The organism is Pseudomonas sp. LS_2, from assembly GCF_042709235.1.
In the GTDB taxonomy this organism is placed as follows: Bacteria; Pseudomonadota; Gammaproteobacteria; order Pseudomonadales; family Pseudomonadaceae; genus Aquipseudomonas.
In genome coordinates, this window is the sequence record NZ_JAVAYC010000001.1 from 361,423 (window position 1) to 386,758 (window position 25,336).

A 25,336-nucleotide genomic window follows, 5' to 3' on the forward strand; every position below is an offset into this window, starting at 1 on the left:
CGGGTTTACCCGCGAAAAGAACACCCCCTACCTCAAGCGCTAGCCAGCACTTTGTAGTACAGCGCGGTAGCCCGATACACCCCACTCGGCCCACAGGCATAGTCGGGAATCTCCCCCGCCTTGGAGTACCCCAGCGCCCGGTAGAACGCTTCGGCTTCCGAACCCGCCTCGGTATCCAGGTACAGCATGCCGCGCCGCTGCTGACGCGCCGCCTGCTCCAGCGCCTTCATCAACTGCTGCCCCAGCCCTCGACGGCGCGCCCGGCTGTGCACCAGCAGCTTCTGCACCTCGGCCCGGTTCAGCCCGTTGGGCTTCAGGCACAACCCCAGCTGCACGCTGGCCAGCACCTCCTGACCCTGGGCGACGACCCACAGCAGCAACTCGCCGCTGACCAGCCGCGTCTTCACCTCATCGAAGTAACGCCCGGCCTGGCCTTCGTCGATATCGTCGAGAAACCCCACCGAAGCGCCATTGCGCACCGCATCCAACAGCAGTTCCACCAGGCCATCGCGGTAGTAGGCCAGGCCTTCGTGGGTCACGCGATGCAGGTGGGCGGCGTTCATGGGATCAGCTCCTTGCCGGGGGCAGTGCGTTGTCGTCTAGCAGCAGTTGCATGAAGGTCAGGTCGAGCCAGCGGCCGAACTTCACCCCCACCTGCGGCATCTGCCCGGTGATGGTGAAACCCAGCCGCTGGTGCAGGCGGATGGACGCGGCGTTACCGCTTTCGATCGCCGCCACCATCACGTGCTTGTCGCATGCCCGTGCGCGAGTCACCAAGGACTGCATCAGCACGGGCCCCAGGCCTTTGCCGCGCTGGTCGTCGCGGATGTACACCGAATGCTCCACGGTATGCCGGAAGCCCTCGAACGGGCGCCAGTCGCCGAACGAGGCATAACCCAGCACGCCGCTGTCATCCACCGCTACCAGGATCGGGTAGCCCTGCTCGGCACGTGCCGCGAACCAGGCCTGGCGGTTGGCCAGGTCGACCGGGGTTTCGTTCCAGATCGCCGTGGTGTTGCGCACGGCGTCGTTGTAGATATCGAGGATGCCGGGTACGTCTTCGGGCAGGGCATCGCGGATCAGGTAACTCATGACAACGTCTCGCAAAGGGTTTGGCGCAGATTAAATGGTAACCAGGCCGCGCACACCCTCGGCTTGCATGTTTTCGCCACGGCCACGCTGGACGATTTCGCCACGGGCCATCACCAGGTACTGGTCTGCCAGTTCTTCGGCGAAGTCGTAGAACTGCTCTACCAGCAGGATGGCCATGTCGCCACGGTTGGCCAGCTTGCGGATCACCGCGCCGATTTCCTTGATCACCGACGGCTGTATGCCCTCGGTAGGTTCGTCGAGGATCAACAGGCGTGGGCGGCTGGCCAGGGCGCGGCCGATGGCCAGTTGTTGTTGCTGGCCGCCGGAGAGGTCGCCACCGCGGCGCTGCTTCATCTGCTCCAGCACCGGGAACAGCTCGTAGATGAACGCCGGCACCTCGCGCGCTTCGCGGGCCGGGAAGCGCGACAGGCCCATCAGCAGGTTTTCCTCGACGGTGAGGCGCGGGAAAATTTCACGGCCCTGGGGCACGTAGGCGATGCCGGCATGTACGCGTTGCTGGGGCTTGAGCGCGGTGATCGGCTTGCCTTCCCATTCCACGCTGCCTTCGCGCGAGGGCACCAGGCCCATCAGGCAGCGCAGCAGGGTGGTCTTGCCCACGCCGTTGCGGCCCAGCAGGCAGGTGACTTCGCCGACCTTCGCCTCGAAGGACAGGCCGCGCAGGATGTGGCTGCCGCCGTAGTACTGGTGCAGGGAGTCGATCTTGAGCATGTTGGGTTCCTAGTAAACCTGTTTTGCCTGTACTGGCCCTTTCGCGGGTGAACCCGCTCCCACAGGTTCTCCAGTGCCCTCAGGTGCAGCGCAATACCTGTGGGAGCGGGTTTATCGGGGCGCCGAACCGCCGCGAAGAGGCCGGTACAGACTGCGAAAATCAACGACCGAGGTACACCTCGATCACCCGCTCATCCGCCTGCACCTGCTCCAGCGATCCCTCCGCCAGCACGCTGCCCTGGTGCAGCACGGTCACATGGTCGGCAATGCTGCCGACAAAACCCATGTCGTGCTCCACCACCATCAGCGAATGCTTGCCCGCCAGGCCCTTGAACAGCTCGGCGGTGAACTCGGTCTCGGCATCGGTCATGCCTGCCACCGGCTCGTCGAGCAGCAGCAACTGCGGCTCCTGCACCAGCAACATGCCGATTTCCAGGAACTGCTTCTGGCCGTGGGACAGCAAGCCCGCCTGGCGTTCGGCCAGTGCTTGCAGGCGCAGTGTGGTCAGCACCTCATCGATACGCTGGCGCTGCTCGTCGCCCAGGCGCGAGGTGATGCTGGCCCACACCGACTTGTCGGTCTTCAGCGCCAGCTCCAGGTTCTCGTAGACGCTCAACGCCTCAAACACCGTGGGCTTCTGGAACTTTCGGCCGATACCGGCCTGGGCGATCTGGTACTCGCTCATGCGGGTCAGGTCGAGGGTGTCGCCGAAGAACGCGGTGCCGGTGTCAGGGCGGGTCTTGCCGGTGATCACGTCCATCATCGTGGTCTTGCCTGCGCCGTTGGGGCCGATGATGCACCGCAGCTCGCCGACGCCGATGTACAGGTTCAGCGCGTTGAGCGCCTTGAAACCATCGAAGCTGACGCTGATGTCCTCGAGGCTCAGCACCGTGCCGTGGCGGGTGTCCAGGCCCTGCTTGCGCGCCTGGCCCAGGCCGATTGCGTCGCGGCCGTTGCCGAGTTCGTCGAACACCGGCTCGAGCATGAATTCCGGGTGTACCGGGGGCACGCCTCTCATGGCTGGCTCCTTTTCTTGCGCAGGCCCACCACGCCCTTGGGCAGGTACAGGGTAACGAGGATGAACAGCGCGCCGAGGAAGAACAGCCAGAACTCCGGGAACGCGACGGTGAACCAGCTCTTCATGCCATTGACCAGGCCCGCGCCAAGCAGCGGGCCGATCAACGTGCCACGCCCGCCCAGGGCTACCCACACGGCAGCTTCGATGGAGTTGGTCGGCGACATCTCGCTGGGGTTGATGATGCCCACCTGGGGCACGTACAGCGCACCGGCAAGGCCGCACAACACTGCGCTCAGCACCCACACCATCAGCTTGAAGCCGCGCGGGTCGTAGCCGCAGAACATCAGGCGGTTCTCGGCGTCGCGCACGGCGGTGAGCAGGCGCCCGAACTTGCTGCGGGTGAGGCGCCAGCACAGGTACAGGCTGGCCAGCAACAGGCAGACGGTCAGCAGGAACAGCACCGCGCGGGTGCCTTGCGAGGTGATGTCGAAGCCCAGGATGGTGCGGAAGTTGGTGAAGCCGTTGTTGCCGCCGAAGCCGGTCTCGTTGCGGAAGAACAACAGCATGCCTGCGAAGGTCAGCGCCTGGGTCATGATCGAGAAGTACACGCCCTTGATCCGCGAGCGGAAGGCGAAGAAGCCGAACACCAGCGCCAGCAACCCCGGCGCCAGAACCACCAGGCAGATTGCCCAGGCAAAGTGCTGGGTACCGGCCCAGTACCAGGGCAGTTCGGTCCACGACAGAAACGTCATGAAACCCGGCAGGCCGTCGCCGGCGGCCTGGCGCATCAAGTACATGCCCATGGCGTAGCCACCCAGGGAGAAAAACAGCCCGTGACCCAGCGACAGCAAGCCGGCGTAGCCCCAGACCAGGTCCAGGGCCAGGGCGACGATGGCGTAGCAGAGGATCTTGCCCACCAACGTCAGGGTGTAGGCCGAGACCTGCAAAGCATGGTCGGCCGGCAGCAACGACAGCAGCGGCATGGCCAGCAGCACCAGGACGACGAGGGCGCCTAAGGCCCGCGATACCCGCGGCCCGGCCTTTTGCGCGGCAGTGACAAGCAGTGGCTGGTTCATCAGTCGATTACCCGTCCCTTGAGGGCGAACAGGCCTTGCGGGCGTTTCTGGATGAACAGAATGATCAGCGCAAGGATGAGGATCTTGCCAAGTACCGCACCGATCTGCGGCTCCAGCAGCTTGTTGGCGATGCCAAGACCAAAGGCCGCCCAGAGGCTGCCGGCCAATTGCCCGACGCCGCCGAGCACCACCACCAGGAACGAGTCGATGATGTAGCTCTGGCCCAGGTCCGGGCCGACGTTGCCGACCTGGCTCAGGGCTACGCCGCCCAAGCCCGCGATACCAGAGCCGAGGCCGAAGGCGAGCATGTCGACACGCCCGGTGGAGACGCCGCAGCAGGCCGCCATGTTGCGGTTCTGGGTGACGGCACGCACGTTCAGGCCCAGCCGCGTGCGGTTGAGCAGCATCCAGGTGAGCAGCACCACGGCCAGGGCGAAGCCAATGATCACCAGGCGGTTGTAGGGCAACACCAGGTTGGGCAGGACCTGGATACCGCCAGAAAGCCAGGCCGGGTTGCTGACTTCGACGTTCTGCGCGCCGAACATCAGGCGTACGGCCTGGATCAGGATCAGGCTGATGCCCCAGGTCGCCAGCAGGGTTTCCAGCGGGCGGCCATACAGGTGGCGGATCACCGTGCGCTCCAGGGCCATGCCGACCCCGGCGCTGACGGCGAATGCCACCGGCAGGGCGATCAAGGGATAGAACTCGATGGCGCCGGGGGCATAACGCTGCAGCAGCACCTGGACCATGTAGGTGCTGTAGGCGCCCAGCATCAGCATTTCGCCGTGGGCCATGTTGATGACCCCGAGCAGGCCGAAGGTGATGGCCAGGCCGAGGGCCGCCAGCAGCAGGATCGAGCCCAACGACAGGCCGCTGAAGGCCTGGCCGAGCAACTCGCCCATCAGCAGCTTGCGCTTGACCTGGGCCAGGCTGGTTTCGGCGGCAGTGCGTACGCCGGCGTTGTTTTCCACGCCAGGTTGCAGCAGCGCCTCGAGGCGGGTGCGCGCCAGCGGGTCACCGGTTTCGCCGAGCAGGCGCACTGCGGCCAGGCGTACCGCGGGGTCTTCGGCGCCGAGTTGCAGGTTGGCCAGGGCCAGGCCAAGGGCTGCGTGCACGGCGCTGTCCGCTTCATTGGCGAAGCGCCGGTCGAGAAAGGCCATTTGCGCGGGCTGCGCGCTTTTTTGCAGTTGCCGGGCGGCGGCCAGGCGGGTGTCGGCCTGGTCGCTGAGCAGTTGGTGGCTGGCCAGCGCGTTATCGATCAGCCCGCGCAGGCGGTTGTTCAGGCGCAGCTTGCGCGTGTCGCCCTCGGCGATACGGCCTTCGCGCAGGTTTTCCAGCAGCGTGAGGCGTGCAGGGTCAGGTTGCGCCGCCCAGCCTTCGAGCAGGTTGGCTTGCTCGGCGGGCTTGGCGGTGAGGAAGAATTCGCCCTCGCTGGCCTGGGTTGCCAGGGGCAGCAGGAGCAGGAGGGTGAGCAGGAGTCTGAGCATGCGAGCAGTCCTGGAAAACGGCGGTGGATTCTTCGCGGGCGAGCCCGCTCCTACACGTGCAGCGTTGAACCGGTAGAAGCGGGCTCGCCCGCGAATGGGCCGCAAAGCAGCCCCGATCACTTAATTGCTTTTCACTGCATAGTCAGGACGCTTGTCGTTACCCGGAATGAATGGGCTCCATGGCTGTGCCCGCAGTGGCTGCTGGGTTTCCCAAACCACGCTGAACTGCCCGTCGTCCTGGATCTCGCCGATCATCACGGGCTTGTGCAGGTGGTGGTTGGTCTTGTCCATGGTCAGGGTGTAGCCGGACGGCGCAGCGAAGGTCTGGCCGGCCAGGGCCTCGCGGACCTTGTCGACATCGGTGGACTTGGCCTTCTCGGCGGCCTGCGCCCACATGTGGATACCCACGTAGGTGGCTTCCATCGGGTCGTTGGTCACGGCCTTGTCGGCGCCCGGCAGGTTCTTGGCCTTGGCGTAGGCCTTCCAGTCGGCGACGAACTTCTGGTTGACCGGGTTATCCACCGACTCGAAGTAGTTCCACGCTGCGAGGTGGCCGACCAGCGGCTTGGTGTCGATGCCGCGCAGTTCTTCCTCGCCCACCGAGAACGCTACCACCGGTACGTCGGTAGCCTTCAGGCCCTGGTTGGCCAGCTCCTTGTAGAAAGGCACGTTGGAGTCGCCGTTGACGGTAGAGATGACCGCGGTCTTGCCGCCTGCGGAGAATTTCTTGATGTTGGCGACGATGGTCTGGTAGTCGGCATGGCCGAACGGGGTGTACACCTCTTCGATGTCCTTGTCGGCCACACCCTTGCTGTGCAGGAAGGCGCGCAGGATCTTGTTGGTGGTGCGCGGATAGACGTAGTCGGTGCCCAGCAGGAAGTAACGCTTGGCTGCGCCGCCGTCTTCGCTCATCAGGTATTCCACCGCCGGGATCGCCTGCTGGTTCGGCGCGGCGCCGGTGTAGAACACGTTCGGCGACATTTCCTCGCCTTCATATTGCACCGGGTAGAACAGCAGGCCGTTGAGTTCCTCGAACACCGGCAGCACCGACTTGCGCGAAACCGAGGTCCAGCAACCGAACACCACCGCGACCTTGTCCTGGGTCAGCAACTGGCGGCTCTTCTCGGCGAACAGCGGCCAGTTGGAGGCGGGGTCGACCACCACCGGCTCGAGCATCTTGCCGTTTACCCCGCCCTTGGCGTTGATCTCATCGATGGTCATCAGCGCCATGTCCTTGAGCGAGGTCTCGGAGATGGCCATGGTGCCCGACAGCGAATGCAGGATGCCGACCTTGATGGTCTCGGCGGCCTGGATGGTCCAGCTCAAACCCATGGCTGCGAGGCCTGCGCTTAAGGTGACGGCCTTGATCAGACTGCGACGCTTCATGTGCTCTCTCCGATGTTTTATTAGGGTGTTGGCAACTCGGGAGAGGGCTTTTGCAAGTGGTGTGCCGACTTGTGTACAAGTGGAAAAGCCCCGTGTATACGGGGCTTTGGCGGGGTTTCGCGAGGGGGGTGGGTCCAGCTTGGTGCTGTGCGCTAGGCGATGCACAGGATTGGGGCTGCGCAGCAGCCCCGGTTATCAGCTATTGCGAATCGCAGCCCGCGGTTGGCGCTTGCTGCGCACGAACTGGTAGGTCACCGCCAGGATCAGGAACCAGATCGGCGTCACCACCAACGCCGAGCGGGTGTCGGCCTCCAGGCTCAACAGCACCAGAATGCCCGCGAAGAACACCAGGCACACGTAGCACATGAAGCGCCCGCCCGGCATCTTGTACTTCGAGGCCTGGTGCAATGCCGGGCGCTGCTTGCGGTAGCTCAGGTATGACAGCAGGATCAGGGTCCACACGAACATGAACAGCACCGCCGACACCGTGGTCACCAGGGTGAACGCCTCGACCACGTCGGGCACGATGTAGATCAGCACCGCGCCCAGCAGCAGGCAGGCGCAGGAGAAGTACAGGCCGTTGGCCGGCACGGCGCGGCGCGACAGTTTCTCGAAGGCCTTGGGCGCATCGCCTTCCTGGGCCAGGCCGAACAGCATGCGGCTGGTGGAGAACACACCGCTGTTGGCCGAGGACGCCGCCGAGGTCAGCACCACGAAGTTGATGATGCTGGCCGCCGCCGGCAGGCCCGCCAGTACGAACAATTCCACGAACGGGCTCTTGCCCGGCACCACGTCGCGCCATGGGGTGACCGCCATGATCGCCACCAGCGCCAGCACATAGAACACGATGATGCGGATTGGTATCGAGTTGATCGCCCGGGGCAGGGTGCGCTCGGGGTTCTTCGCTTCGGCTGCGGTGGTGCCCACCAGCTCGATGCCGACGAAGGCGAACACGGCGATCTGGAACCCGGCGAAGAAGCCCAGAAGCCCGTTGGGGAACATGCCGCCGTCATTCCACAGGTTGGCCAGCTGCGCGGTGTGCCCGCTGGGCGACTGGAAGCCGGTGACAACCATGTACAGGCCGGTGGCGACCAGGCCGAGGATCGCGATGATCTTGATCAAAGCGAACCAGAACTCCATCTCGCCGAACATTTTCACGGTCACCAGGTTCAGTGCCAGCAGCACGCCGACGCAGGTCAGCGCCGGTATCCATTGCGGCAGCTCGGGGAACCAGAATTGCGTGTAGGCGGCAATCGCCACCACATCGGCGATACCGGTGACCACCCAGCAGAACCAGTAGGTCCAGCCGGTGAAGTAGCCGGCCCAGGGACCGAGCAGGTCGGCGGAGAAGTCGATGAACGACTTGTAGTCGAGGTTCGACAACAGCAGCTCGCCCATGGCGCGCATGACGAAGAACAGCATGAAGCCGATGATCATGTAGACGAAGATGATCGATGGGCCGGCCAGGCTGATGGTCTTGCCCGAGCCCATGAACAGGCCGGTGCCGATGGCACCGCCAATGGCGATGAGCTGGATATGGCGGTTGGTCAGGTTGCGTTGCAGGTGCTGGTCTTCAGCAGGTTGCGGGGCAGGGGTGCGGGTCATGGGCAGCGTTCCAACGAAGGTGTGTCTTCTTGTGACGGCCGCCTAGGCTACCACGCGGGTTTCGCGGGTGGGGTAGACAGAAGGCTCGGAAGTTGGCGGTACAGATAGATTTAGTGTGAATGGCCGGTTCGCGGGCACGCCCCTACAGGTATTGCACTGAGCCCTGTGGGAGCGGGCTTGCCCGCGAAGACAGCGCCACGGATCTCAAGCCTGAACCACGGCCCCGCGCCGCACGACCAGGCTGTCGACCAGCCACATCAACACCATCGAAACCCCCACCATCGGGAAGGCGACCCCCAGTACCAGCATCACCCCGACGGCAGTCTTCCAGCGCGGCAGGTCATGGCGCAGCGGCGGTACGCCGAGCCCGCCCGAAGGCCGGCGTTTCCACCACATCACCAGACCGCTCACCGACCCCAACAGGATCATCAGGCACACCAGCAGGATCACCAGCTGGTTCCACACCCCGAACATCCTGCCCTCGTGCAGCATCACCCCCAGCTCGGTAGCGCGGGCGACCGGGCTGTAGTGTTCCCAGCGCACATCGGCCAGCACCTGGCCGGTGTACTGGTCGACATGCAGGGTAGCGTCGTTGCGCGGGTCGTCGGCGAACACCGCGATGGTGAACACGCCTTCGGCGCTGGTCGGCAGAGTGATGCTGTAGCCCGGCTCGACCTGGCGCGCGCTGGCCAGGTCCTGGACCTGCTGCAAGCTGACCTGCGGTGCGGCTGGGGTGCTGGTCATGCCGTGGTGCCCAGCGTGTTCGGCATGCGCGCCAGACACCGGCATCGGCGTGTTCTCGACGGCCCAGGGCACGGTCTGGCGGTGGGCTTCGTTGAGCACGCGGGCCTCTTGGTCGGACTTGGGCACGTCGTTCCACATGGCCGCCGGGAAGCGGTTCCACAGGTCGGCGTATTGCTTGCCCCACAGGCCGGTCCAGGTCATGCCGCTGAGCAGCATCAGCAGCAGCAGGGCCGAGCCCCAGAAACCGCTCACCGCATGCAGGTCGCGCCACAGCACACGGCCGCGAGACGACAACCGTGGCCACAGCACGCCTGCGCTGTTGCGCCCGCGCGGCCACCACAAATAAAGGCCCGACACCACCAGCACGATGCCCCAGCCGGCGGCCAGTTCAACCAGGCGGTCGCCGACGGTGCCGACCATCAGCTCGCCATGCAGCGCACGGGCGATCGCTTGGAGGTTGCGCTTGGCATCCTGCTCGCCCAGTACCTTGCCGCTGTATGGGTCGAGGAAAACGTTCAGTTCATGCCCGGCCTCCTGCACAACGAACTGTGCGCTGCGGGTGGCCTCGGGCGCTGGCAGGTACTGGCTGACCTGGCCCTGTGGGTAGGCCTGGCGCACCTTGCCCAGCAAGGTGTCGGCCGTTTGTGGGTGGTGGCCTGCTTCCACTACCAGCAGCTCGCGATACATCAGCGGGTCCAGCTGGGGCTTGAACAGGTAGATGATCCCGGTAAGCGCCAGCAGGATCATGAACGGCGCGACGAACAGCCCGGCATAGAAATGCCAGCGCCACGCCAGGTTGTAGAAGGAAACGCTCGATTTGCTCATGGGAACCCCCATCGGCTTTGGTTGGGCGCGGCAAGGACCGCGCCCGTTGTTGTTGTCAGAAACTCACATCGACCTTGGTCCAGAACGTCCTGCCCGGTTCGTTCACCGGCTGCGGGTCTGCCGACGGGAAGCCGAACCCGGCATTCCCGGCGAGGTTCAGGTGCTCGGCGTAGGCCTTGTCGAACAGGTTGTCGACGCCTGCGCTGAGCTTGAGGTTGTGGCTCACCTTGTAGGCCCCGTTGAACGAGAACACGCCGAAGCCGCTGCTTTGCTCATAGTCCTTGCCCACCACGTTGCCCTGGTTCTCGGCAATGCGGTGCTGCGCGGCCACCAGGCGCCACAGGGCGCCTGCGCTCCAGTCGTCGCGGCTATAGGTCAGGCCCAGGCGGCTTTCCAGGGGGGGCATCTGCGGCAGCGCCTTGCCGTCGGTGCTGTTCTTGCCCCAGGCGTAGGCCAGCGTGGCGTCGGCCTTCCAACGCTCGGTCAGCGTGTAGGCCGCGCCCAGCTCGCCGCCCATGATGCGGGCATCGATGTTCTGTGCCTGGGAAGTGAGCGTGCCCATCATGTTCGGGCGGTAGTCGAACAGGATGTAGTCGCGCACCTGGCCGAGATAACCCGACGCCCAGGCCTCCAGGCGTTCGCCCTGGTACTGGATGCCGAAGTCGAGCTGGGTGGTCTTTTCCGGCTTGATGCCGTCGAAGGCGTTGGCTGCACCAACCGGGGCGCGGCTGGGCGAGAACAGCTCCCAGTAGTCGGGGAAGCGTTGCGCGTGGCCCAGGCCTATGTAGGTGGTGGCGGAGATGTCTGCCAGGTCGTGCTCGTAGCGCACGAAGCCGCTGGGCAGGGTGTCGGCGCGGGTGCTGCCGTCGGTGGCGCTGCCCTGACGGAAGTCGCGGGCAGAGGCGCGGTCCAGGCGCGCGCCGGTGATGAAGCGGTCTTCGCCCGTGGCGTACCAGGTGAGTTCGCTGAACAGACCGTAGTTGTGGAAATCGGCGTCCTTGCTCCAGGGCTGGCCCTTGTGCGCATCGATGCCCATGCCGCCGCGCTTGCGGTGTTCGTTGGTCTGCGCGTCCAGTCCGCTGACCCATTGCACGTCTGCCCAGCGCCAGGTGGCCTTGATGCGTGCGCCGAGGGTACGGCGGTCGACGTTGCTGACCATGGGCATGCCCATCATGCCGCTACCGCTGGGGGTACGCAGGCTGTAGTTGTCCATCACGTGGTCGGCGTAGTTGTAATAGACCTGCGCCTCGAGCGTGTCGAGCACTTCGCCGAAGTTGGACTTTTCGAAGCGCAGGCCCAGGCTTTCGCGCTTGAACTGCGAGCCGTCCATGCCGCGCCCGGCGTAGCGGGCTTCGCCGTCGCCCTTGCCGGCGGTGAGCTCCAGCAGGGTGTCGGCGTCTGGGGTCCAGCCCAGGGTGACGTCGCCATTCCACTTGTCCCAGCGCGACGGCACGTCGTCGCCGTTGCCGTCCTGGTAGTCGTCCGAGCGCGACTGGTTGCCGACGAACCGCGCATAGGCCTGGCGGTTTCCGGCCGCTGTATCCAGGACCTTGTCGAAGCGGCCATTTGAGCCGGCCAACAGGCTTGCGTTGACGCGGCTGCCAAGCTCGCCGAATTGCTCCGGTTCACGCTCGAAGAGCACCGTGCCGGCCGAGCCGCCTGGTCCCCAGACCACGCTTTGCGGGCCTTTGATCACGGTCAGGCGGTCGTAGGTTTCCGGCGAGATGTACGAGGTGGGGGCGTCCATGCGGTTGGGGCAGGCGCCGAGCATCAGGCCGCCATTGGTGAGGATGTTCAGGCGCGAGCCGAACATGCCGCGCAACACCGGGTCGCCATTGGTGCCGCCGGAGCGGATGGCCGAGAAGCCGGGGATGGTCTTGAGGTAGTCGGCGCCATCGCTGGCAGGCACGGGCTGGCGAGGGGCCTTGGGGTTGGTGACGATGGTCAACGGCGAACTGGGCGCCACGGCGGTGATCACCGTGGGGCTGAGCTCGGGCGGCTCATGGGCGTGGCCTTCATGGGCATGTTCCGTAGCCACGGCCAGCGGCGCGATCAGCGAGCCGCAGAGCAGGGCGATGGTCCCGCGCAGGGACAAGGCAAAAACAGGGGTGCAGCCGGACATAGTGATTCCAGTCGATCAGTCGTGAGTCAGCGCGAAGCTTCCTGGCTTCGGGCGTGGAACGGATGGGTCAGACGCTGATCGAGAGGGGCGGTGCGCGGCTGCGTGCACCGGGGAACACGGCCTGGTCGGCATGACCGTGGCGCGTGGGCAGGGCATTGGGCAGAGAAGGGCGGGCGCTGCTGGTGCTGAGTGGGCTGAGGGTTTGCGGCAGGGCGGGGCAATTGAACAGCAGGGTGCAGTAGCCGCACGCTTCCCACAGTGCGTGGGCGTGGCTGTCACCGCCGTGGCCACTGTGACCGCCATGTGCCATGGCGCCGTGAGCGTGCCCACTGGGCATCGGCATGGCGTGGTCCATTGGCATGCCGGCATGCGGGGTCATCGGCATCGACTGGGAGACCAGTGGGCCGATGAAAATCATCCACATGGCGAACAGGCTCAGCCAACCGCCTCTGTAGCGCCTGCGATCAGGGCTTGAGGTGTGGCGTGAGCGGTCGCGCGGCAGGCTCATGGAAAGCGCAGGCCAGGTCAGGTCACGTCAGCTCAGTGCGCGTGTTCGTGTGCCGCCTGGGCGGCGGGAGGCTGCTGCTGTACGGCGACCTCCACGGTGATGTCGCCGGCCTTCTCGAAGTGCAGGGTCAGGGGGAAACGCATGCCGTCGACCAGCAGGCTGCGGTCCTTGGGTTGCAGCAGCATCACATGGTAGGCGCTGGGGGCGAAGGCCAGGTCCTTGCCGGCAGGGATCACCACGCTTTTCACCTGTTGCATTTTCATCAGCCCATCGACGGTCTTGGCATGCTCGTGCAATTGCGCGTCGTCGCTGATCGGGGTGTCGACGCTCAGCAGGCGGTCGTCGACCTTGCCGTTGTTGTGCACGACGAAGTAAGCGGCGACGTTGGGGGCGTTGGGCGGCAGTGCCAGGGACCAGGGGTGGGCGATGTGCAGTTCGCCGACGCTGTATTCATGGGCACTGGCGAAGGCGCTGGGCAGCAGCAGGGTGGCCAGGATGAGGGCTTGCTTGAGCATGGTGAATCTCCGGTCTGTTCGAGTGCGTGTGAGTGCGTTGCGAATCAGGCCGGGGGAGAGGCGCGGGGATTGAGTGCCGGCCATAGCTGGCGCGGCGTGGGTTGATGCGAGGCAATGGGCGGCGCGTGGCCGAAGCGCAGCGCGGAAGGCGTGTGCAGTTGCGCGGGGTGGCCAGGAAGGGCCAATGCCGGTGCGGCGCCAGAGCAACACCAGCAATGCTGCATGGTGGAATGCGTCTCGCCCTGCTGGCCGAGGTCGATCTTGGCCAGGGCCTGCACATCGGGTTTGGCCTTGGCCGCGCCACTGGAGCAAAAAGCCCCCCACAGCAGTTCCTGCGCCGCGCCATCAGGGGCGGCGGAGGACAGCGGCATGGCCAGCAGGTTGAACAGCACAGCTAGGCAGGCTATCCAGGCGATGTGCCGACGTGGGGGCATGGAGAGATCCGGTCAGGAATCAGGGGGCTATTGTAAGGCCGAGTATAGGTAAAAATGCCGGGGTGCGATGAAGTGCCGCACCCCGCTTCATGCCTTGCCGCGGCCCAGCAGCCCGCGCACGGTCTCCTGCAGGTCTGCCGGCAGTACCACCACCTTGGCATTGTCGCTGCCGGCGAGGTTTTCCATCGCGCCGATGTAGCGTTCGCCAAGCAAGTACATGGCGGGTACGGTTTCGTTGCCGACTGCTTCTTTCACCAGGGAAATGGCGCGGGCCGAGGCCTCGGCCAGGTTGATCTGCGCCTCGGCATCCAGCTTGGCCGCTTGCAGGCGTGCTTCGGCCTCAAGGATCGCCGCCTGCTTGGCGCCTTCTGCACGGGTCACGTCGGCTTTACGCTCACGCTCGGCGGCCGCCTGGCGCTCCATGGCTACCTGCATGTTCTCGGAGGGCTTGATGTCCTGGATTTCCACCGAGCGCACGGTCACGCCCCAGTCTTCGGTCTGCTCGGACATCGCCTCGCGCAGGCGGGCCTTGATCTGCTCGCGGCTGGACAGCGCCTCGTCGAGGTCCATGGAGCCGACGATGGCCCGCAGCGAGGTCATGGTCAGGCTGGTGACGGCGAAGGTGAAATTCTGCACACCGTAAGAGGCCTTCTGCGGGTCGACGACCTTGGCGAAGCACAGGGCGTTGGCCACGATCACCGCGTTGTCGCGGGTGATGATTTCCTGCTGCTGGACATCGAGGATGATGTCTTTGGTCGGCAGGCGGTAGGCGACCACGTCCATGTAGGGAATGACAATGTTCAGGCCGGGCTTGAGGGTGCTGTGGTAGCGGCCCAGGCGCTCGACGATCCATTCCTCGCCCTGGGGCACGATGCGCACCCCCTTGAACACGGTGATGAGCACGAACAGGGCGATGACGCTGACGACGATAAGGCTGGTCATGGTAGGAACTTCCTTTTAAACGGGGTTCAGGCCGGGATCACCCGGGCGATATTGCCTTCGATGGCTGACAGGCGCACACGCTCGCCGGCGGCGATGTCGCTGTCGGCGACGCAGACCCACTCCTCATTGCCGAGGACCGGTTTCTGGAAACGCACGCGACCTTTCTGGAATGGCGACACGCTGGCGGTCAGCAGCCCGACCTCGCCGATCACGCTGTCGGCGGTCCAGCGGGTGTCGGGCTGCTTGCGGCGAAACACCTTGAACCACAGGAAGGTGGTGACGGAGGAGAGCAGTACCCAGAGCAGTATCTGCATATCCAGCCCCAGCTCGGGCGCCGCCAGGGCGATCAGCGCCACCAGCACGGCGCCGATGCCGAACCAGAGGATGAAGAACGTCGGCATTACCAGTTCGAGCAATACCAGGGCGATACCGAACACCAGCCAGATCCACCATTGCATTTCCATAGGTGCAGGGCCTTGCGGGGAAGGAAGGTTGGAGTCTACGGCAGTGCCTGTGGCATTAGCCATTCAGCCGCGTCCGGCATCCTGGTGGGAATACTCTGATGGCGCCAGCCGCTCAGAGGCCCAGGGCTTCAAGAAGCTCGTTGCTCTCGTGGAACACCCGGTCTACTTCAGGCAACGACGGCCGCTTGAGAATCAGCACCGGCACGCCACGCTCGCGCGCCACCTCGAGCTTGGGCTCGGTGGCCACGCTGCCGCTGTTCTTGCTTACCAGCACGTCGACCTGCCGTCGCTCGAACAGCACGCGTTCGTCGGCGAGCTGGAACGGCCCGCGTGCACCGATCACCTCGCAACGCTCGTTGCCTGGACAGGCTTCGAGGGCGCGCAGGGTCCAGAACTGGTGCGAAGGGATTTCCGCCAGGTGCTGCAAGGGTTCGCGGCCCAGGGTGAACAGCGGGCGCTGGAACGGCGCCAACGCTTCGATCAGCCTGGCCCAGTCCTCGACCTCGCGCCAATCATCGCCGGCCTGCGCCTTCCAGGCCCGGCGGCGCAGGCCCCAGCAGGGAATGCCGGCGGCCTGGGCGGCAAGGGCAGCGTTGTGGCTGATTCGCGCGGCATAGGGGTGGGTGGCGTCGACCAGCAGGTCGATACCGGCGGCGCGCAGGTACGCTGCAAGCCCTTCGGCGCCGCCATAGCCGCCAACCCGCACCTGGCAGGCCAGGTCTTGCGGTACGCGGCCGATGCCGGCAAGGCTGTAGACATGTGCAGGGCCTAGGCGCCGTGCTATGGCCAGGGCCTCGCTGACGCCGCCCAGCAGCAGGATACGACCGTTCATTGCACGCCGGCCTGGCCGACGATGCCGCCCTGGCGGTCGATGGCGAACACCTCGACCTGCACCTGGGAAGGCACCACGCTGCGGGCAAAGGCCAACGCATGCCCGCACACCGCGTCGCCCAGGGCGATACCCGCGTCGTGGGCCAGGGCCAAGGCCTGCTGGCTGGTGTTGGCGGCGACGATGGCCTGCTGCAAGGAGGCGTCGGCTCCGATATCGGCGGCCCAGCCAGCCAGTTGCGGCAGGTCGATGCTCGAATGGCGGCTGTGCAGGTCCATGTGCCCGGCGGCCAGCTTGCTGATCTTGCCGAAACCGCCACACAGGCTCAGGCGCGCCATGGGGACCTTGCGCAGGTGCTTGAGCACCGCGCCGACGAAGTCGCCCATCTCGATCAGGGCGATTTCCGGCAGGGCGTAGACGCGGCGCATGGTGTCTTCGCTGGCGTTGCCAGTGCAGGCGGCGACATGGCTGTAGCCATTGCTGTGGGCCACGTCGATGCCCTGCTGAATCGAGGCAATGTAGGCCGCGCAGGAAAAGGGCCGGACGATGCCGCTGGTGCCCAGGATGGACAACCCGCCAAGGATGCCCAGGCGTGGGTTCATGGTCTTGAGCGCCAGTTGCTCGCCACCCTGCACATTGACCGTGACCTCGAAGCCGCCCGCATAGGTACATTCCTCGGCGAGCCGTTGCAGGTGTTCGCCGATCATTCGCCGTGGCACCGGGTTGATCGCAGGCTCGCCCACGGCCAGCACTAGGCCTGGCCGGGTCACGGTGCCGACACCCTGGCCTGCGACGAAGCGGATGCCCGGCTCGGCCAGCAGGCGTACCTGGCTGTAGAGCAGGGCGCCATGGGTGACGTCCGGGTCGTCGCCGGCATCCTTGAGCGTGCCGGCCTCGGCCCGCTCGCCGTCGCGGCGGCAGAACTCCAGGCGCATCTGTACTTGCTTACCCTTGGGCAGGGTGATGTGCACGGCGTCGTCGCGCTGGCCGGTCAGCAGCAGGCGCGCGGCAGCCAGGCTGGTGGCGGTGGCGCAACTGCCGGTGGTCAGGCCGCTGCGCAGGGGCGCGGAGTGCTCGCGGGTTTCTTCACGCATGGGGCGGCTTGACCACGTCGAGCAAGGTGATGGGCAGTGCCTGGCGCCAGGTGTCGAAGGCCCCGAGGGGTTGGGCCTGGGCAACGTGGATGCGGGTCAGTTCGCCGCCATGTTGCTCGCGAAAGTGCGCCAGGGCCAGTTCGCTTTGCAGGGTTACGGCGTTCGCCACCAGGCGTCCGCCGGGGCGCAGGCGGTCCCAGCACACCGCCAGCACACCTTCGCGGGTGACCCCGCCGCCAATGAAGATCGCATCCGGGCGCTGTAGATCCTCCAGGGCCTCGGGTGCCTTGCCGCGCACCAGTTGCAGGCCCGGTACGCCAAGCTGCTCGCGGTTGTGCTCGATGAACGCCTGGCGGCCTTCGTCGGCCTCGATGGCCACCGCCCGGCAACTGGGGTGGGCACGCATCCACTCGATGCCGATGGAGCCGCAGCCTGCGCCGACATCCCACAGCAGCTCGCCTGGCGCGGGGGCCAGGCGGGCGAGGGTGATGGCGCGCACGTCGCGCTTGGTCAGTTGTCCGTCGTGGCGGAAGGCGCTGTCCGACAGGCCGACCACGGACGACAGGCGTGGCGCGTCGGGCGCGGCCTGGCATTCGATGGCCACCAGGTTGAGCGCGGCGACCTGGGCGTGGGGCCAGTCCTGGGCGATACCCTGCAGCGTGCGCTCCTGCGCGCCGCCCAGGTGCTCGAAAACCTGCATGCGGCTAGGGCCGAAGCCGCGCGCGCACAGCAGCGCAGCGATGGCTGCGGGGCTGTCGCCGTCGTTGCTCAGCACCAGCAGGCGAACGCCGCTGTAGAGCTGGAGGTTGAGCGCCGACAAGGGGCGGGCGACGATCGACAGCACCTGCACGTCCTGCAACGGCCAGCCCAGGCGTGCGGCCGCCAGCGCACAGCAGGACGGCATCGACAGCACCTGCATTTCAGCTGCTGGAACCTGCCGCGCCAGGCTGGCGCCGACGCCATAGAACATCGGGTCGCCGCTGGCCAGCACGCAGACCGGCGCACCGCGCAGGGCCAGTACGTCCTCCAGGGAAAAGGGGCTTGGCCATTCATGGCGCTGGCCGACCACGCAGCGTGGCAGCAGGGCCAATTGGCGTGGGCTGCCGAAAATGCGCGCAGCGCCCAGCAGTGCGCGCCGGGCCTGTTTGCCCAGGCCGCTGAAGCCGTCTTCGCCGATACCTATTACTGTCAGCCAGGGGGCCATGGTGTCCTCATGAAGCCTGTTGCGCCGGCCCGGCGGCCAGCGTTCGACCACCGGCTTTTCATGCCGCCGGGCAAAGCAGGCATAATACCGCGCCTTCTACACTGAAGCGCACTTTCACGATTGTCGGACACCCCCTCTTGAAGCACGCCCAGACCTCCAGCGTTTCGCCCCGCCCCTCGGCCTGTCCGGGGTTGTGGCGTATCGTCGCGGCCCGTGACGGCGGCATCTGCCGTATCAAGCTGCCCGGTGGCCTGCTGCTGGCCGAGCAGGCCGAGGCCGTGGCCAATGCCGCCGAACGTTTTGCCGGCGGGGTGATCGAGGCGACCAACCGGGGCAACCTGCAGATCCGGGGTATCCAGGCCGACCATAACGACCTGGTCGAGTACCTCCTGGCCGCAGGCCTGGGTCCGCGCGAGGCGGCGGGTGACGATGTGCGCAACCTGATGCTCAGCCCTTTGGCCGGTTTCGACCCCGAGCAGATGTTCGACGTGCGCCCGCTGGCCGCGCAGCTGCTGGCGATGCTGGAAACCACGCCACGCCTGCATGAGCTTTCGGCCAAGTTCGCGATACAGCTCGATGGCGGCGAGGGCCTGGCCATGCTTGAACACCCGCACGACGTGTGGCTGTCGGCGATGGCGATCGACCACCAGCCATGGCTGGCCTTCGGCTTGGCCGGTTGCCCCGCTGACGGCCAGGTACTGGGCGCAGTGCCGATATCCCAGGGGCTGGTGCTGGTGCGCGCCGTGCTTGAGCGCTTCCTCGACCTGGCAACGCCTGAGCAAGCGCGTATGCGCCAGTTGCTGGAAACCTGCTCGCCGAAGGTGTTCGTCGCAGGCCTCGGGCTGCACATTCGCCAGGATGCCGATGTGCTTGGCTGGCGCCGCAAGCCAAGCGTGGGCGACTGGCTCGGGCCGCTTGCCCAGCAGCGAGGCATGGCCCTGGGCGTGGCGCCGCCCCTGGGCCGCCTGACTCCGGCCATGTTGCGCGGGCTGGCCCGGCTGGCGCGCGAGGCAGGCGACGGCAGCCTGCGCCTGAGCCCCTGGCAGAGCCTGGTGTTGACCCATTTCAAGGCTGGCCGCATCGAGCAGGCCCAAGCTGAACTGACAGCGCTGGGTATGCTCTGCACACCTCACGAGCCTCTGGCACAGGTCATCGCCTGCACAGGCTCCAGCGGCTGTGCCAAGGGCCTGGCCGATACCAAGGCCGATGCCACCCACCTGGCCACCCTGTTGCGCGCCAAGGCGCCGGGCAGCGTGCACCTGTCGGGCTGCCCGCGTTCCTGCGCCGTGGCCCACATCGCACCGGCCACCCTGCTGGCCCGCGCCGCGGGCCGCTACGACCTTTATCTGCGTGACGCGCGCACGCCGGGCTTCGGCCGCTTGCGCGCATCCGACCTTACCCCAGAAGAAGCAGGCGCAATGCTCGACCTGCCGACGGAGCACCTTGATGATTGACTACATCCGCGATGGTCAGGAGATCTATCGCAATTCCTTCCGGATCATCCGCGAGGAAGCCCGCCTCGAGCGGATCCCCGCCGACCTGGAAAAGCTGGCCGTGCGAGTGATCCACGCCTGCGGCATGGTCGAGGCCATCGACGGCCTGCAATTCTCCGAAGGTGCCGGCCGCGCCGGGCGCGAGGCGTTGGCCAAGGGCGCGCCGATCCTGTGCGACGCACACATGGTCGCCGAGGGCATCACCCGTGCGCGTCTGCCCGCCAACAACCCGGTGATCTGCACCCTGCGCGACCCGAGCGTGCCGACCCTCGCCCAGGAAGCCGGCAACACCCGCTCGGCGGTGGCCCTGGAGCTGTGGCGCCCGCACCTTGAAGGCAGCGTGGTGGTGATCGGCAATGCGCCGACGGCGTTGTTCTACCTGCTGGAAATGCTCGATGCCGGCGCGCCGAAGCCGGCGCTGATCCTTGGCTTCCCGGTGGGCTTCGTGGGGGCTGCCGAGTCGAAGGCAATGCTGGCCGCCGACAGTCGCGGCGTGCCGTTCGTGATCATGCAGGGCCGCCTGGGCGGCAGCGCGATGGCCGCAGCGGCGGTCAATGCCCTGGCCACGGAGGTGGAGTGATGGTGCCACGCGGACGGCTGCTCGGCCTGGGCGTAGGCCCTGGCGACCCGGAACTGATCACCCTCAAGGCGCTGCGTCTGCTGCGCGAAGCGCCCGTGGTCGCGTACTTCGTGGCCAAGGGCAAGCGCGGCAATGCCTTCGGCATCATCGAGGGGCACCTGCAGGCACAGCAAACCCTGTTGCCGCTGGTGTACCCGGTGACCACCGAGGTGCTGCCGGCGCCGTTGTCCTATGAACAGGTCATCAGCGACTTCTACGACGAAGCGGCCGTGCAAGTGGCCGAGCACCTGGATGCCGGGCGCGACGTGGCGGTGATCTGCGAGGGCGACCCGTTCTTCTATGGTTCGTACATGTACCTGCACGACCGCCTGGCGCAGCGCTTCGATGCCCAGGTGGTCCCGGGCGTGTGCTCGATGCTCGGTGGCGCCTCGGTACTCGGCGCGCCACTGGTGTACCGCAACCAGACCCTCACGGTGCTTTCCGGCGTGCTGCCCCACGCTGAACTCAAGCGTCGCCTGGCCGATGCCGACGCGGCGGTGATCATGAAGCTCGGGCGCAACTTCCCCAAGGTGCGTCAGGTGCTCACCGAGCTGGGCATGGACGATCGTGCGCTGTATGTCGAGCGCGCGACCATGGCCAACCAGAAGATCGTCGCGCTGGATGAGGTCGACCCGCAGTCTTCGCCGTACTTCTCGCTGATCGTGGTACCGGGGGAAAAATGGCAGGGCTGACCCCGAACACCGCTCCGGCAATCGTGATTCTCGGCCCTGGCAGCCTGGCCACGGCACGGCGTATCCAGCAGCGTTATCCACAGGCGTTGGTTCACGGGCTGCGTGGCCGGGTCGAGGAGGCGGATGTCCATTACCTGGCCTTCGGCGATGCGCTGCGTGCGCTGTACATCCAGGGCACGCCGATCATCGCCCTGTGCGCCGCGGGTATCGTCATCCGTAGCCTGGCCGGGCTGCTCGACAAGAAGGGTGCCGAGCCTCCCGTGCTGGCTGTCGCCGAGGACGGCAGTGCGGTGGTGCCGCTGCTGGGGGGGCTGGCAGGGGTGAACGTGATGGCGCGCCAGTTGGGCGAGGCGCTGGGGGTGGCCGCGGCCATCACCACCAGTGGCGAGCTGCGCTTCGGCACTTGCCTGCTCAACCCGCCCGAGGGCTATGTCCTGGCTGATATCGAGCAAGGCAAGCGCTTCGTTTCCGACCTGCTGGCAGGTGAAACGGTGCGCATCGAAGGCGATGCACCTTGGCTTGCTGATGCCCAACTGCCCGAGGACGATGCGGCCCAACGCACCCTCCATGTGGGCTACCAGGCGCGCCCGGCGAGCCGCGACGAATTGTTGATCCACGCGCGTGCGGTGGTGGTGGCGGTGGATGGCGAGCAGGGCGAGGTCGTCACGCAAGTTCGCCAGGCGCTGGACGCCGCTGGCATTGCCGAGGCTGCGTTGGCGTGCCTGCTGGCGCCGGAGCAGGCGATGGCCGAGCCTGCATTGCACGAGGCGGCGCAGGCATTGGGCGTTGCCCTGCGCTACGCGCCGCAGGTCGAGAACCTCGCGCACATGCTGGCCCAGGCCGTGCCCGGGGCGCGGGTGAATGAGCAAGCGGGTGTCGCGATTGCTGTCGCGAACGCGCCAATCGATATCGCCCAGGTTGGCCGCAGGCGTGGGCGTCTGGCTGTGATCGGCCTAGGTCCAGGCGCCGCCGAGCTGATGGTTCCGGCGGTCAAGGCAGAGCTGGCCCGTGCCGAGGATGTGCTGGGTTACGAGACCTACGTGCGGATGGCCGGCCCGTTCCGCGACGACCAAGTGCTGCACTGCACCGATAACCGTGAGGAAATGCAGCGCGCACGCCACGCTTTCGAGCTGGCCGCACAAGGGCGTTCGGTGGTGGTGGTGTCGTCTGGCGACCCAGGCGTGTTCGCCATGGCTGCCGCCGTGCTCGAAGCGCTGCACGCGTCCAGCGACCCCGCCTGGCATCGTATCGATCTGCAAATTCTGCCGGGGGTTTCCGCTTCGCTGGCAACCGCAGCACAGGCTGGCGCGCCCTTGGGGCACGACTTCTGCGTGATGTCGTTGTCGGACAACCTCAAGCCCTGGTCGATCATCGAAAAGCGCCTGGACCTGGCCGCCCAGGCTGACCTGGTGCTGGCGTTCTACAACCCGATCTCCAAGGCCAGGCCCTGGCAGCTGGGCAATGCCCTGGACATCGTGCGGCGTCATCGTGAAAGCCAGACGCCCGTAGTCCTTGGTCGCGATATCGGTAGGCCGGGGCAGACGCTCAAGGTAGTCACTTTGGCCGAGCTCACGCCGGAAATGGTCGACATGCGCACCATGGTGCTGGTCGGTTCGTCCACCACTTGCACGTTCGACAGGGCTTGCGGCGGGCAGTGGGTGTATACGCCACGCTGGTACCCGGTAGCGGGCGAGGGGCGTTAGGAAAGCCTTCGCTCCTGTCGATCAGCGAGCACTTGGATAGCGTGTGCCGGCCCGTCCACTTCGCGTCGGGCTCATACAGAAGGATTATCCAAGATGACCGACAACATGAGCGTCACCACCACCAACAGTGCGGCGGTGGTAGAGCAATCCCTGATGGCATTTGGCGCTGGCATGTCGTACCAGAGCCGCACCGATGTGAAGAGCTCTTTCCAGCTGGCTTCGCTGGTCGCCTCCAAGCGCTACGACCAGGAAGATCAGGCGGAGCAGTGGTTCGACACGTTCATCGGTGCCTTGACGCAGAGCGGCTGGACCATTGTCCGTCGCACATTCGAGCGCGAGCATATCGCAGGCGAGTCGCTGACCTTGGGTAACATCGCCTTCAAGGCGATGAAGATCACAGGCCAGGCGCTGGTGGGCGGGGCGGTTGGCGAAGCGATGATTTCGCTGGCCGGCCAGGCGGTGGAGGGGTTGGGCAAGGTCGACGAGCCACAGCAACTGTTCTCCAGGAATGTGAAGACGAAAAGCAGCGCCACGGTAGGGCTCGCATCGTGCCTGGAAACCAGCGAGGGCGAAGTCGTCATGGGGGTCGCTGCCATCAGCTCCGCCGCCTCGCAGACTGACCTCGATACCGTCGTGTTCGAGTGGAAGAGTACTTCGTCGCAGAGCTATTCGGGCATGGCGATGTTGTCGTTCAACAAGCAGGTCTACAACCGCTTGCGTGAACATGTGGTGGGCAAGTTGGCCGAGCGCGCATTGGCCAATGTCATGGACTTCGACATCTGAAGGGGACGGGGCTGCGCTCAGGCGCCGTCCCGTTTTGTCGTTTTCGCAGGAGGGGATTCGATGAAGCAGCAGGATTACTCGCTATGGTTGGCCAACGGCACCGTACTGCTCGTGGCCAACGACCTGCCGACTGAACAGCGGCAGGCTGCGCTCGATACGTTGATCTATGCGCAGTTGTTGGCGAACAAGAAGCAAGGTCCACGTCTCACGCATTTTCCCAAGTGGCATGAGGCGTATGTCCAGGCCATTTCCATGACTGGCTGGATCATCACCCAGCGCAGCAACGAGCACGCCACCGGAAAAAACGACGCGCCCCTGTCGCTGACCCAGCCTTTGCAGGAGTGGTTGCACGGACGCAACCCCGCGGCCGTCCCAGCGTTGAATTATGCCCTGGCGACCATCGCACACGGCAGCGCTGAGTGCTTGCGCTCGCTCACCCATCAAACGCATGCACACGGCTCCTGTGCGCTGTTGGAGGTGGGGGTGGTGCAGACGGGGCCGGTCATCGACCTGTGCTGCGTTTTCGTCGATTGCAGCGTACCGCTCGAGCAGGTTGGGCTGGGTTGCATGATGGCGGGCGATACGCTGCGCGAGTACTGGATGAAAGGTTTTTGCGCCACCTTGGACCCAGCCTCGTTCGAGAAGCACCAGGCCAGACTGCATGAAACGATAGCGGAAAAACAGGCGGAGTTCCGTTACCTGGTGCCGCTGGACGAATTGAATACCGGAGGTGGGCGTGAGTGATCAACAAACTGCCGTGGTCGGTAACTGCCTGGTAACCATTCCGGGCGGCAATGCGCAGCAACGCAGTGCCGTGCATATGGCCCTTTCGATGGCGCAGGCTCAGACGCGGGCGGAATACGAGACGAATCCGGAGCTCGACTGGTATTCGGCCTACTGCAACAAGCTTCGTTTCCTTGGCTGGGACCCGGTAACCCCCGAGCGAATCCATTGGCCGGACGAGAACCGGGTGCAGATCGTCGATACGGCGTTGCAGACGATTGGCGCCAAGGGTGGGGATTACTACGCGGTCACCACGGGCATGGCTTTCGATCAGTTGAATCGGGACGCAGGCGCGTTGTTGCACTTCGAACAGCGCAGCCGCGAGGAGCACCGCTTCCAATTGGTGCCCTGCGCGAGGGTCAAGGGCGGATATGTCGACATGGTGATCTACCACGAGGAGTGCGAAATATCGCAGCTCAGTGCCGGCTTTCTTTACCGCGAACGCAAGGTGCGCAAAGCACGAGCGACCTTGGTGCGCTTCAACCCACGCCTGTTCGACCAAGAGTACCGAGGCAAGGTCGAGCAGGCGTTGCAGAACCGCTTCGCTCAATACATCCGCGACGTCGAGATCTAGCCGACCAGGTAGCCCTTGATCCCTGTGAAGATGATCTGCGCCGCGAGCGCGCAGACGAACAGCCCCATCAAGCGGCTGACGATCTGCAAGCCCTGGTCGCCTAGGATACGTTCGATACGGTGCGAGAGGTACAGCACCAGGCCGACGGTAAAGCTGGCCAGGGCGATGCTGACGATGGCCAGCGCCTTGTCGTCCCAGTGCGGCTGGCTGACCCCCATCACCAGCAGGGCACCGATGGTGCCGGGGCCGACGGTGAGGGGGATGGTCAGCGGCACGATGGTCACGTCCTGCTGCACGTTGTCGGCCTGGACCGCCGACTTGCCCTGGGCCATGCCCAATGCCGAGATGAACAGCACCGAGCCTGCACCGATGCGGAAGGCATCGGCGGTGATGCCGAACACGCCGAAGATCACCCGCCCGAACAGGTACAGCAGCACGCTGGCGATCAGCACCGCGATCGCCACACGCCAGGCGAGTTGCTTGCGCTCCTTGCTGGAGTAGCCGCGGGTCAGGCTGATGAAGCACGAAAGCACGAAGAATGGGCTGTAGAGCACGAGCATCTTCAGGTAGACGCTGAACAACTCATGAAGCATGGGCGTGAGTCCATGGCGGGGA

26 protein-coding genes are annotated in these 25,336 nt (G+C 65.6%); 7 read left to right on the forward strand and 19 right to left on the reverse strand.

Features of this window, described 5'->3' with window-relative positions; all coding sequences use genetic code 11:
• Positions 1–32: 32 nt before the first annotated feature.
• The 18 genes from RAC97_RS01645 to cbiE all read right to left on the reverse strand — a co-directional run bounded on the left by RAC97_RS01645 (position 33) and on the right by cbiE (position 18,074).
• Positions 33–563: a GNAT family N-acetyltransferase gene (locus tag RAC97_RS01645; RefSeq protein WP_375098775.1), complete on the reverse strand. Its 531-nt coding sequence runs from the start codon at positions 561–563 to the stop codon at positions 33–35.
• 4 nt (positions 564–567) lie between these two features.
• Positions 568–1,092, reverse strand: coding sequence for a GNAT family N-acetyltransferase (locus tag RAC97_RS01650; RefSeq protein WP_375098774.1), 525 nt, complete (start codon positions 1,090–1,092; stop codon positions 568–570).
• 30 nt (positions 1,093–1,122) lie between these two features.
• Positions 1,123–1,821, reverse strand: a complete 699-nt coding sequence (gene urtE / locus RAC97_RS01655) for an urea ABC transporter ATP-binding subunit UrtE (RefSeq protein ID WP_375098773.1) — start codon at positions 1,819–1,821, stop codon at positions 1,123–1,125.
• 160 nt (positions 1,822–1,981) lie between these two features.
• Positions 1,982–2,839 carry an urea ABC transporter ATP-binding protein UrtD gene (gene urtD, locus RAC97_RS01660; RefSeq protein WP_375098772.1) on the reverse strand — a complete coding sequence of 286 codons (858 nt, stop codon included), beginning with the start codon at positions 2,837–2,839 and terminating at the stop codon, positions 1,982–1,984.
• Complete coding sequence (urtC, locus tag RAC97_RS01665) at positions 2,836–3,915, reverse strand: urea ABC transporter permease subunit UrtC (protein WP_375098771.1); 1,080 nt, start codon at positions 3,913–3,915, stop codon at positions 2,836–2,838. Before urtC ends, urtD begins: the two co-directional genes overlap by 4 nt.
• Entirely contained in the window at positions 3,915–5,402 is a 1,488-nt protein-coding gene (gene urtB / locus RAC97_RS01670; protein WP_375098770.1) for an urea ABC transporter permease subunit UrtB, read from the reverse strand. The genes urtC and urtB overlap by 1 nt, the downstream gene beginning before the upstream one ends.
• A 120-nt stretch (positions 5,403–5,522) precedes the next feature.
• Entirely contained in the window at positions 5,523–6,788 is a 1,266-nt protein-coding gene (gene urtA, locus RAC97_RS01675) for an urea ABC transporter substrate-binding protein (protein ID WP_375098769.1), read from the reverse strand.
• Positions 6,789–6,983: 195 nt separating this feature from the next.
• Complete coding sequence (gene cycA, locus RAC97_RS01680) at positions 6,984–8,393, reverse strand: D-serine/D-alanine/glycine transporter (RefSeq protein ID WP_375098768.1); 1,410 nt, start codon at positions 8,391–8,393, stop codon at positions 6,984–6,986.
• A gap of 204 nt (positions 8,394–8,597) precedes the next feature.
• Positions 8,598–9,962, reverse strand: a complete 1,365-nt coding sequence (locus RAC97_RS01685) for a PepSY-associated TM helix domain-containing protein (protein ID WP_375098767.1) — start codon at positions 9,960–9,962, stop codon at positions 8,598–8,600.
• 55 nt (positions 9,963–10,017) lie between these two features.
• Positions 10,018–12,084 carry a TonB-dependent copper receptor gene (locus RAC97_RS01690; protein WP_375098766.1) on the reverse strand — a complete coding sequence of 689 codons (2,067 nt, stop codon included), beginning with the start codon at positions 12,082–12,084 and terminating at the stop codon, positions 10,018–10,020.
• 67 nt (positions 12,085–12,151) lie between these two features.
• Positions 12,152–12,592 (reverse strand): DUF2946 domain-containing protein, encoded by a 441-nt coding sequence (locus RAC97_RS01695; protein ID WP_375098765.1) that lies wholly within the window; start codon positions 12,590–12,592, stop codon positions 12,152–12,154.
• 32 nt (positions 12,593–12,624) lie between these two features.
• Positions 12,625–13,107, reverse strand: coding sequence for a copper chaperone PCu(A)C (locus RAC97_RS01700; RefSeq protein WP_375098764.1), 483 nt, complete (start codon positions 13,105–13,107; stop codon positions 12,625–12,627).
• A gap of 44 nt (positions 13,108–13,151) precedes the next feature.
• Entirely contained in the window at positions 13,152–13,541 is a 390-nt protein-coding gene (locus tag RAC97_RS01705) for a DUF2946 domain-containing protein (RefSeq protein WP_375098763.1), read from the reverse strand.
• Between the two features lie 87 nt (positions 13,542–13,628).
• Positions 13,629–14,483 (reverse strand): SPFH domain-containing protein, encoded by an 855-nt coding sequence (locus RAC97_RS01710; RefSeq protein ID WP_375098762.1) that lies wholly within the window; start codon positions 14,481–14,483, stop codon positions 13,629–13,631.
• A gap of 26 nt (positions 14,484–14,509) precedes the next feature.
• Complete coding sequence (locus RAC97_RS01715; protein WP_375098761.1) at positions 14,510–14,947, reverse strand: NfeD family protein; 438 nt, start codon at positions 14,945–14,947, stop codon at positions 14,510–14,512.
• Between the two features lie 112 nt (positions 14,948–15,059).
• Entirely contained in the window at positions 15,060–15,779 is a 720-nt protein-coding gene (locus RAC97_RS01720) for a cobalt-precorrin-6A reductase (RefSeq protein ID WP_375098760.1), read from the reverse strand.
• Positions 15,776–16,870, reverse strand: coding sequence for a cobalt-precorrin-5B (C(1))-methyltransferase (locus tag RAC97_RS01725; protein ID WP_375098759.1), 1,095 nt, complete (start codon positions 16,868–16,870; stop codon positions 15,776–15,778). Before RAC97_RS01725 ends, RAC97_RS01720 begins: the two co-directional genes overlap by 4 nt.
• Positions 16,863–18,074, reverse strand: coding sequence for a precorrin-6y C5,15-methyltransferase (decarboxylating) subunit CbiE (cbiE, locus tag RAC97_RS01730; RefSeq protein WP_375098758.1), 1,212 nt, complete (start codon positions 18,072–18,074; stop codon positions 16,863–16,865). Before cbiE ends, RAC97_RS01725 begins: the two co-directional genes overlap by 8 nt.
• Before the next feature lie 137 nt (positions 18,075–18,211).
• Here cbiE and cobG point away from each other — a divergent pair, with 137 nt between their 5' ends.
• From cobG to RAC97_RS01765, 7 genes are all read left to right on the forward strand, one after another.
• Entirely contained in the window at positions 18,212–19,528 is a 1,317-nt protein-coding gene (gene cobG / locus RAC97_RS01735) for a precorrin-3B synthase (protein ID WP_375098757.1), read from the forward strand.
• Positions 19,521–20,147 (forward strand): precorrin-8X methylmutase, encoded by a 627-nt coding sequence (locus RAC97_RS01740; RefSeq protein ID WP_375098756.1) that lies wholly within the window; start codon positions 19,521–19,523, stop codon positions 20,145–20,147. The genes cobG and RAC97_RS01740 overlap by 8 nt, the downstream gene beginning before the upstream one ends.
• Positions 20,147–20,878, forward strand: a complete 732-nt coding sequence (locus RAC97_RS01745) for a precorrin-2 C(20)-methyltransferase (protein WP_375098755.1) — start codon at positions 20,147–20,149, stop codon at positions 20,876–20,878. The genes RAC97_RS01740 and RAC97_RS01745 overlap by 1 nt, the downstream gene beginning before the upstream one ends.
• Positions 20,866–22,581 (forward strand): precorrin-3B C(17)-methyltransferase, encoded by a 1,716-nt coding sequence (gene cobJ / locus RAC97_RS01750; protein ID WP_375098754.1) that lies wholly within the window; start codon positions 20,866–20,868, stop codon positions 22,579–22,581. Before RAC97_RS01745 ends, cobJ begins: the two co-directional genes overlap by 13 nt.
• A gap of 93 nt (positions 22,582–22,674) precedes the next feature.
• Complete coding sequence (locus RAC97_RS01755) at positions 22,675–23,364, forward strand: hypothetical protein (protein WP_375098753.1); 690 nt, start codon at positions 22,675–22,677, stop codon at positions 23,362–23,364.
• Positions 23,365–23,424: 60 nt separating this feature from the next.
• Positions 23,425–24,108, forward strand: a complete 684-nt coding sequence (locus RAC97_RS01760; protein WP_375098752.1) for a hypothetical protein — start codon at positions 23,425–23,427, stop codon at positions 24,106–24,108.
• Positions 24,101–24,721, forward strand: coding sequence for a hypothetical protein (locus tag RAC97_RS01765; RefSeq protein ID WP_375098751.1), 621 nt, complete (start codon positions 24,101–24,103; stop codon positions 24,719–24,721). The genes RAC97_RS01760 and RAC97_RS01765 overlap by 8 nt, the downstream gene beginning before the upstream one ends.
• Here RAC97_RS01765 and RAC97_RS01770 read toward each other — a convergent pair.
• Complete coding sequence (locus RAC97_RS01770) at positions 24,718–25,314, reverse strand: MarC family protein (RefSeq protein WP_375098750.1); 597 nt, start codon at positions 25,312–25,314, stop codon at positions 24,718–24,720. The two genes, RAC97_RS01765 and RAC97_RS01770, sit on opposite strands and share 4 nt — an antisense overlap.
• Between the last annotated feature and the right edge of the window lie 22 nt (positions 25,315–25,336).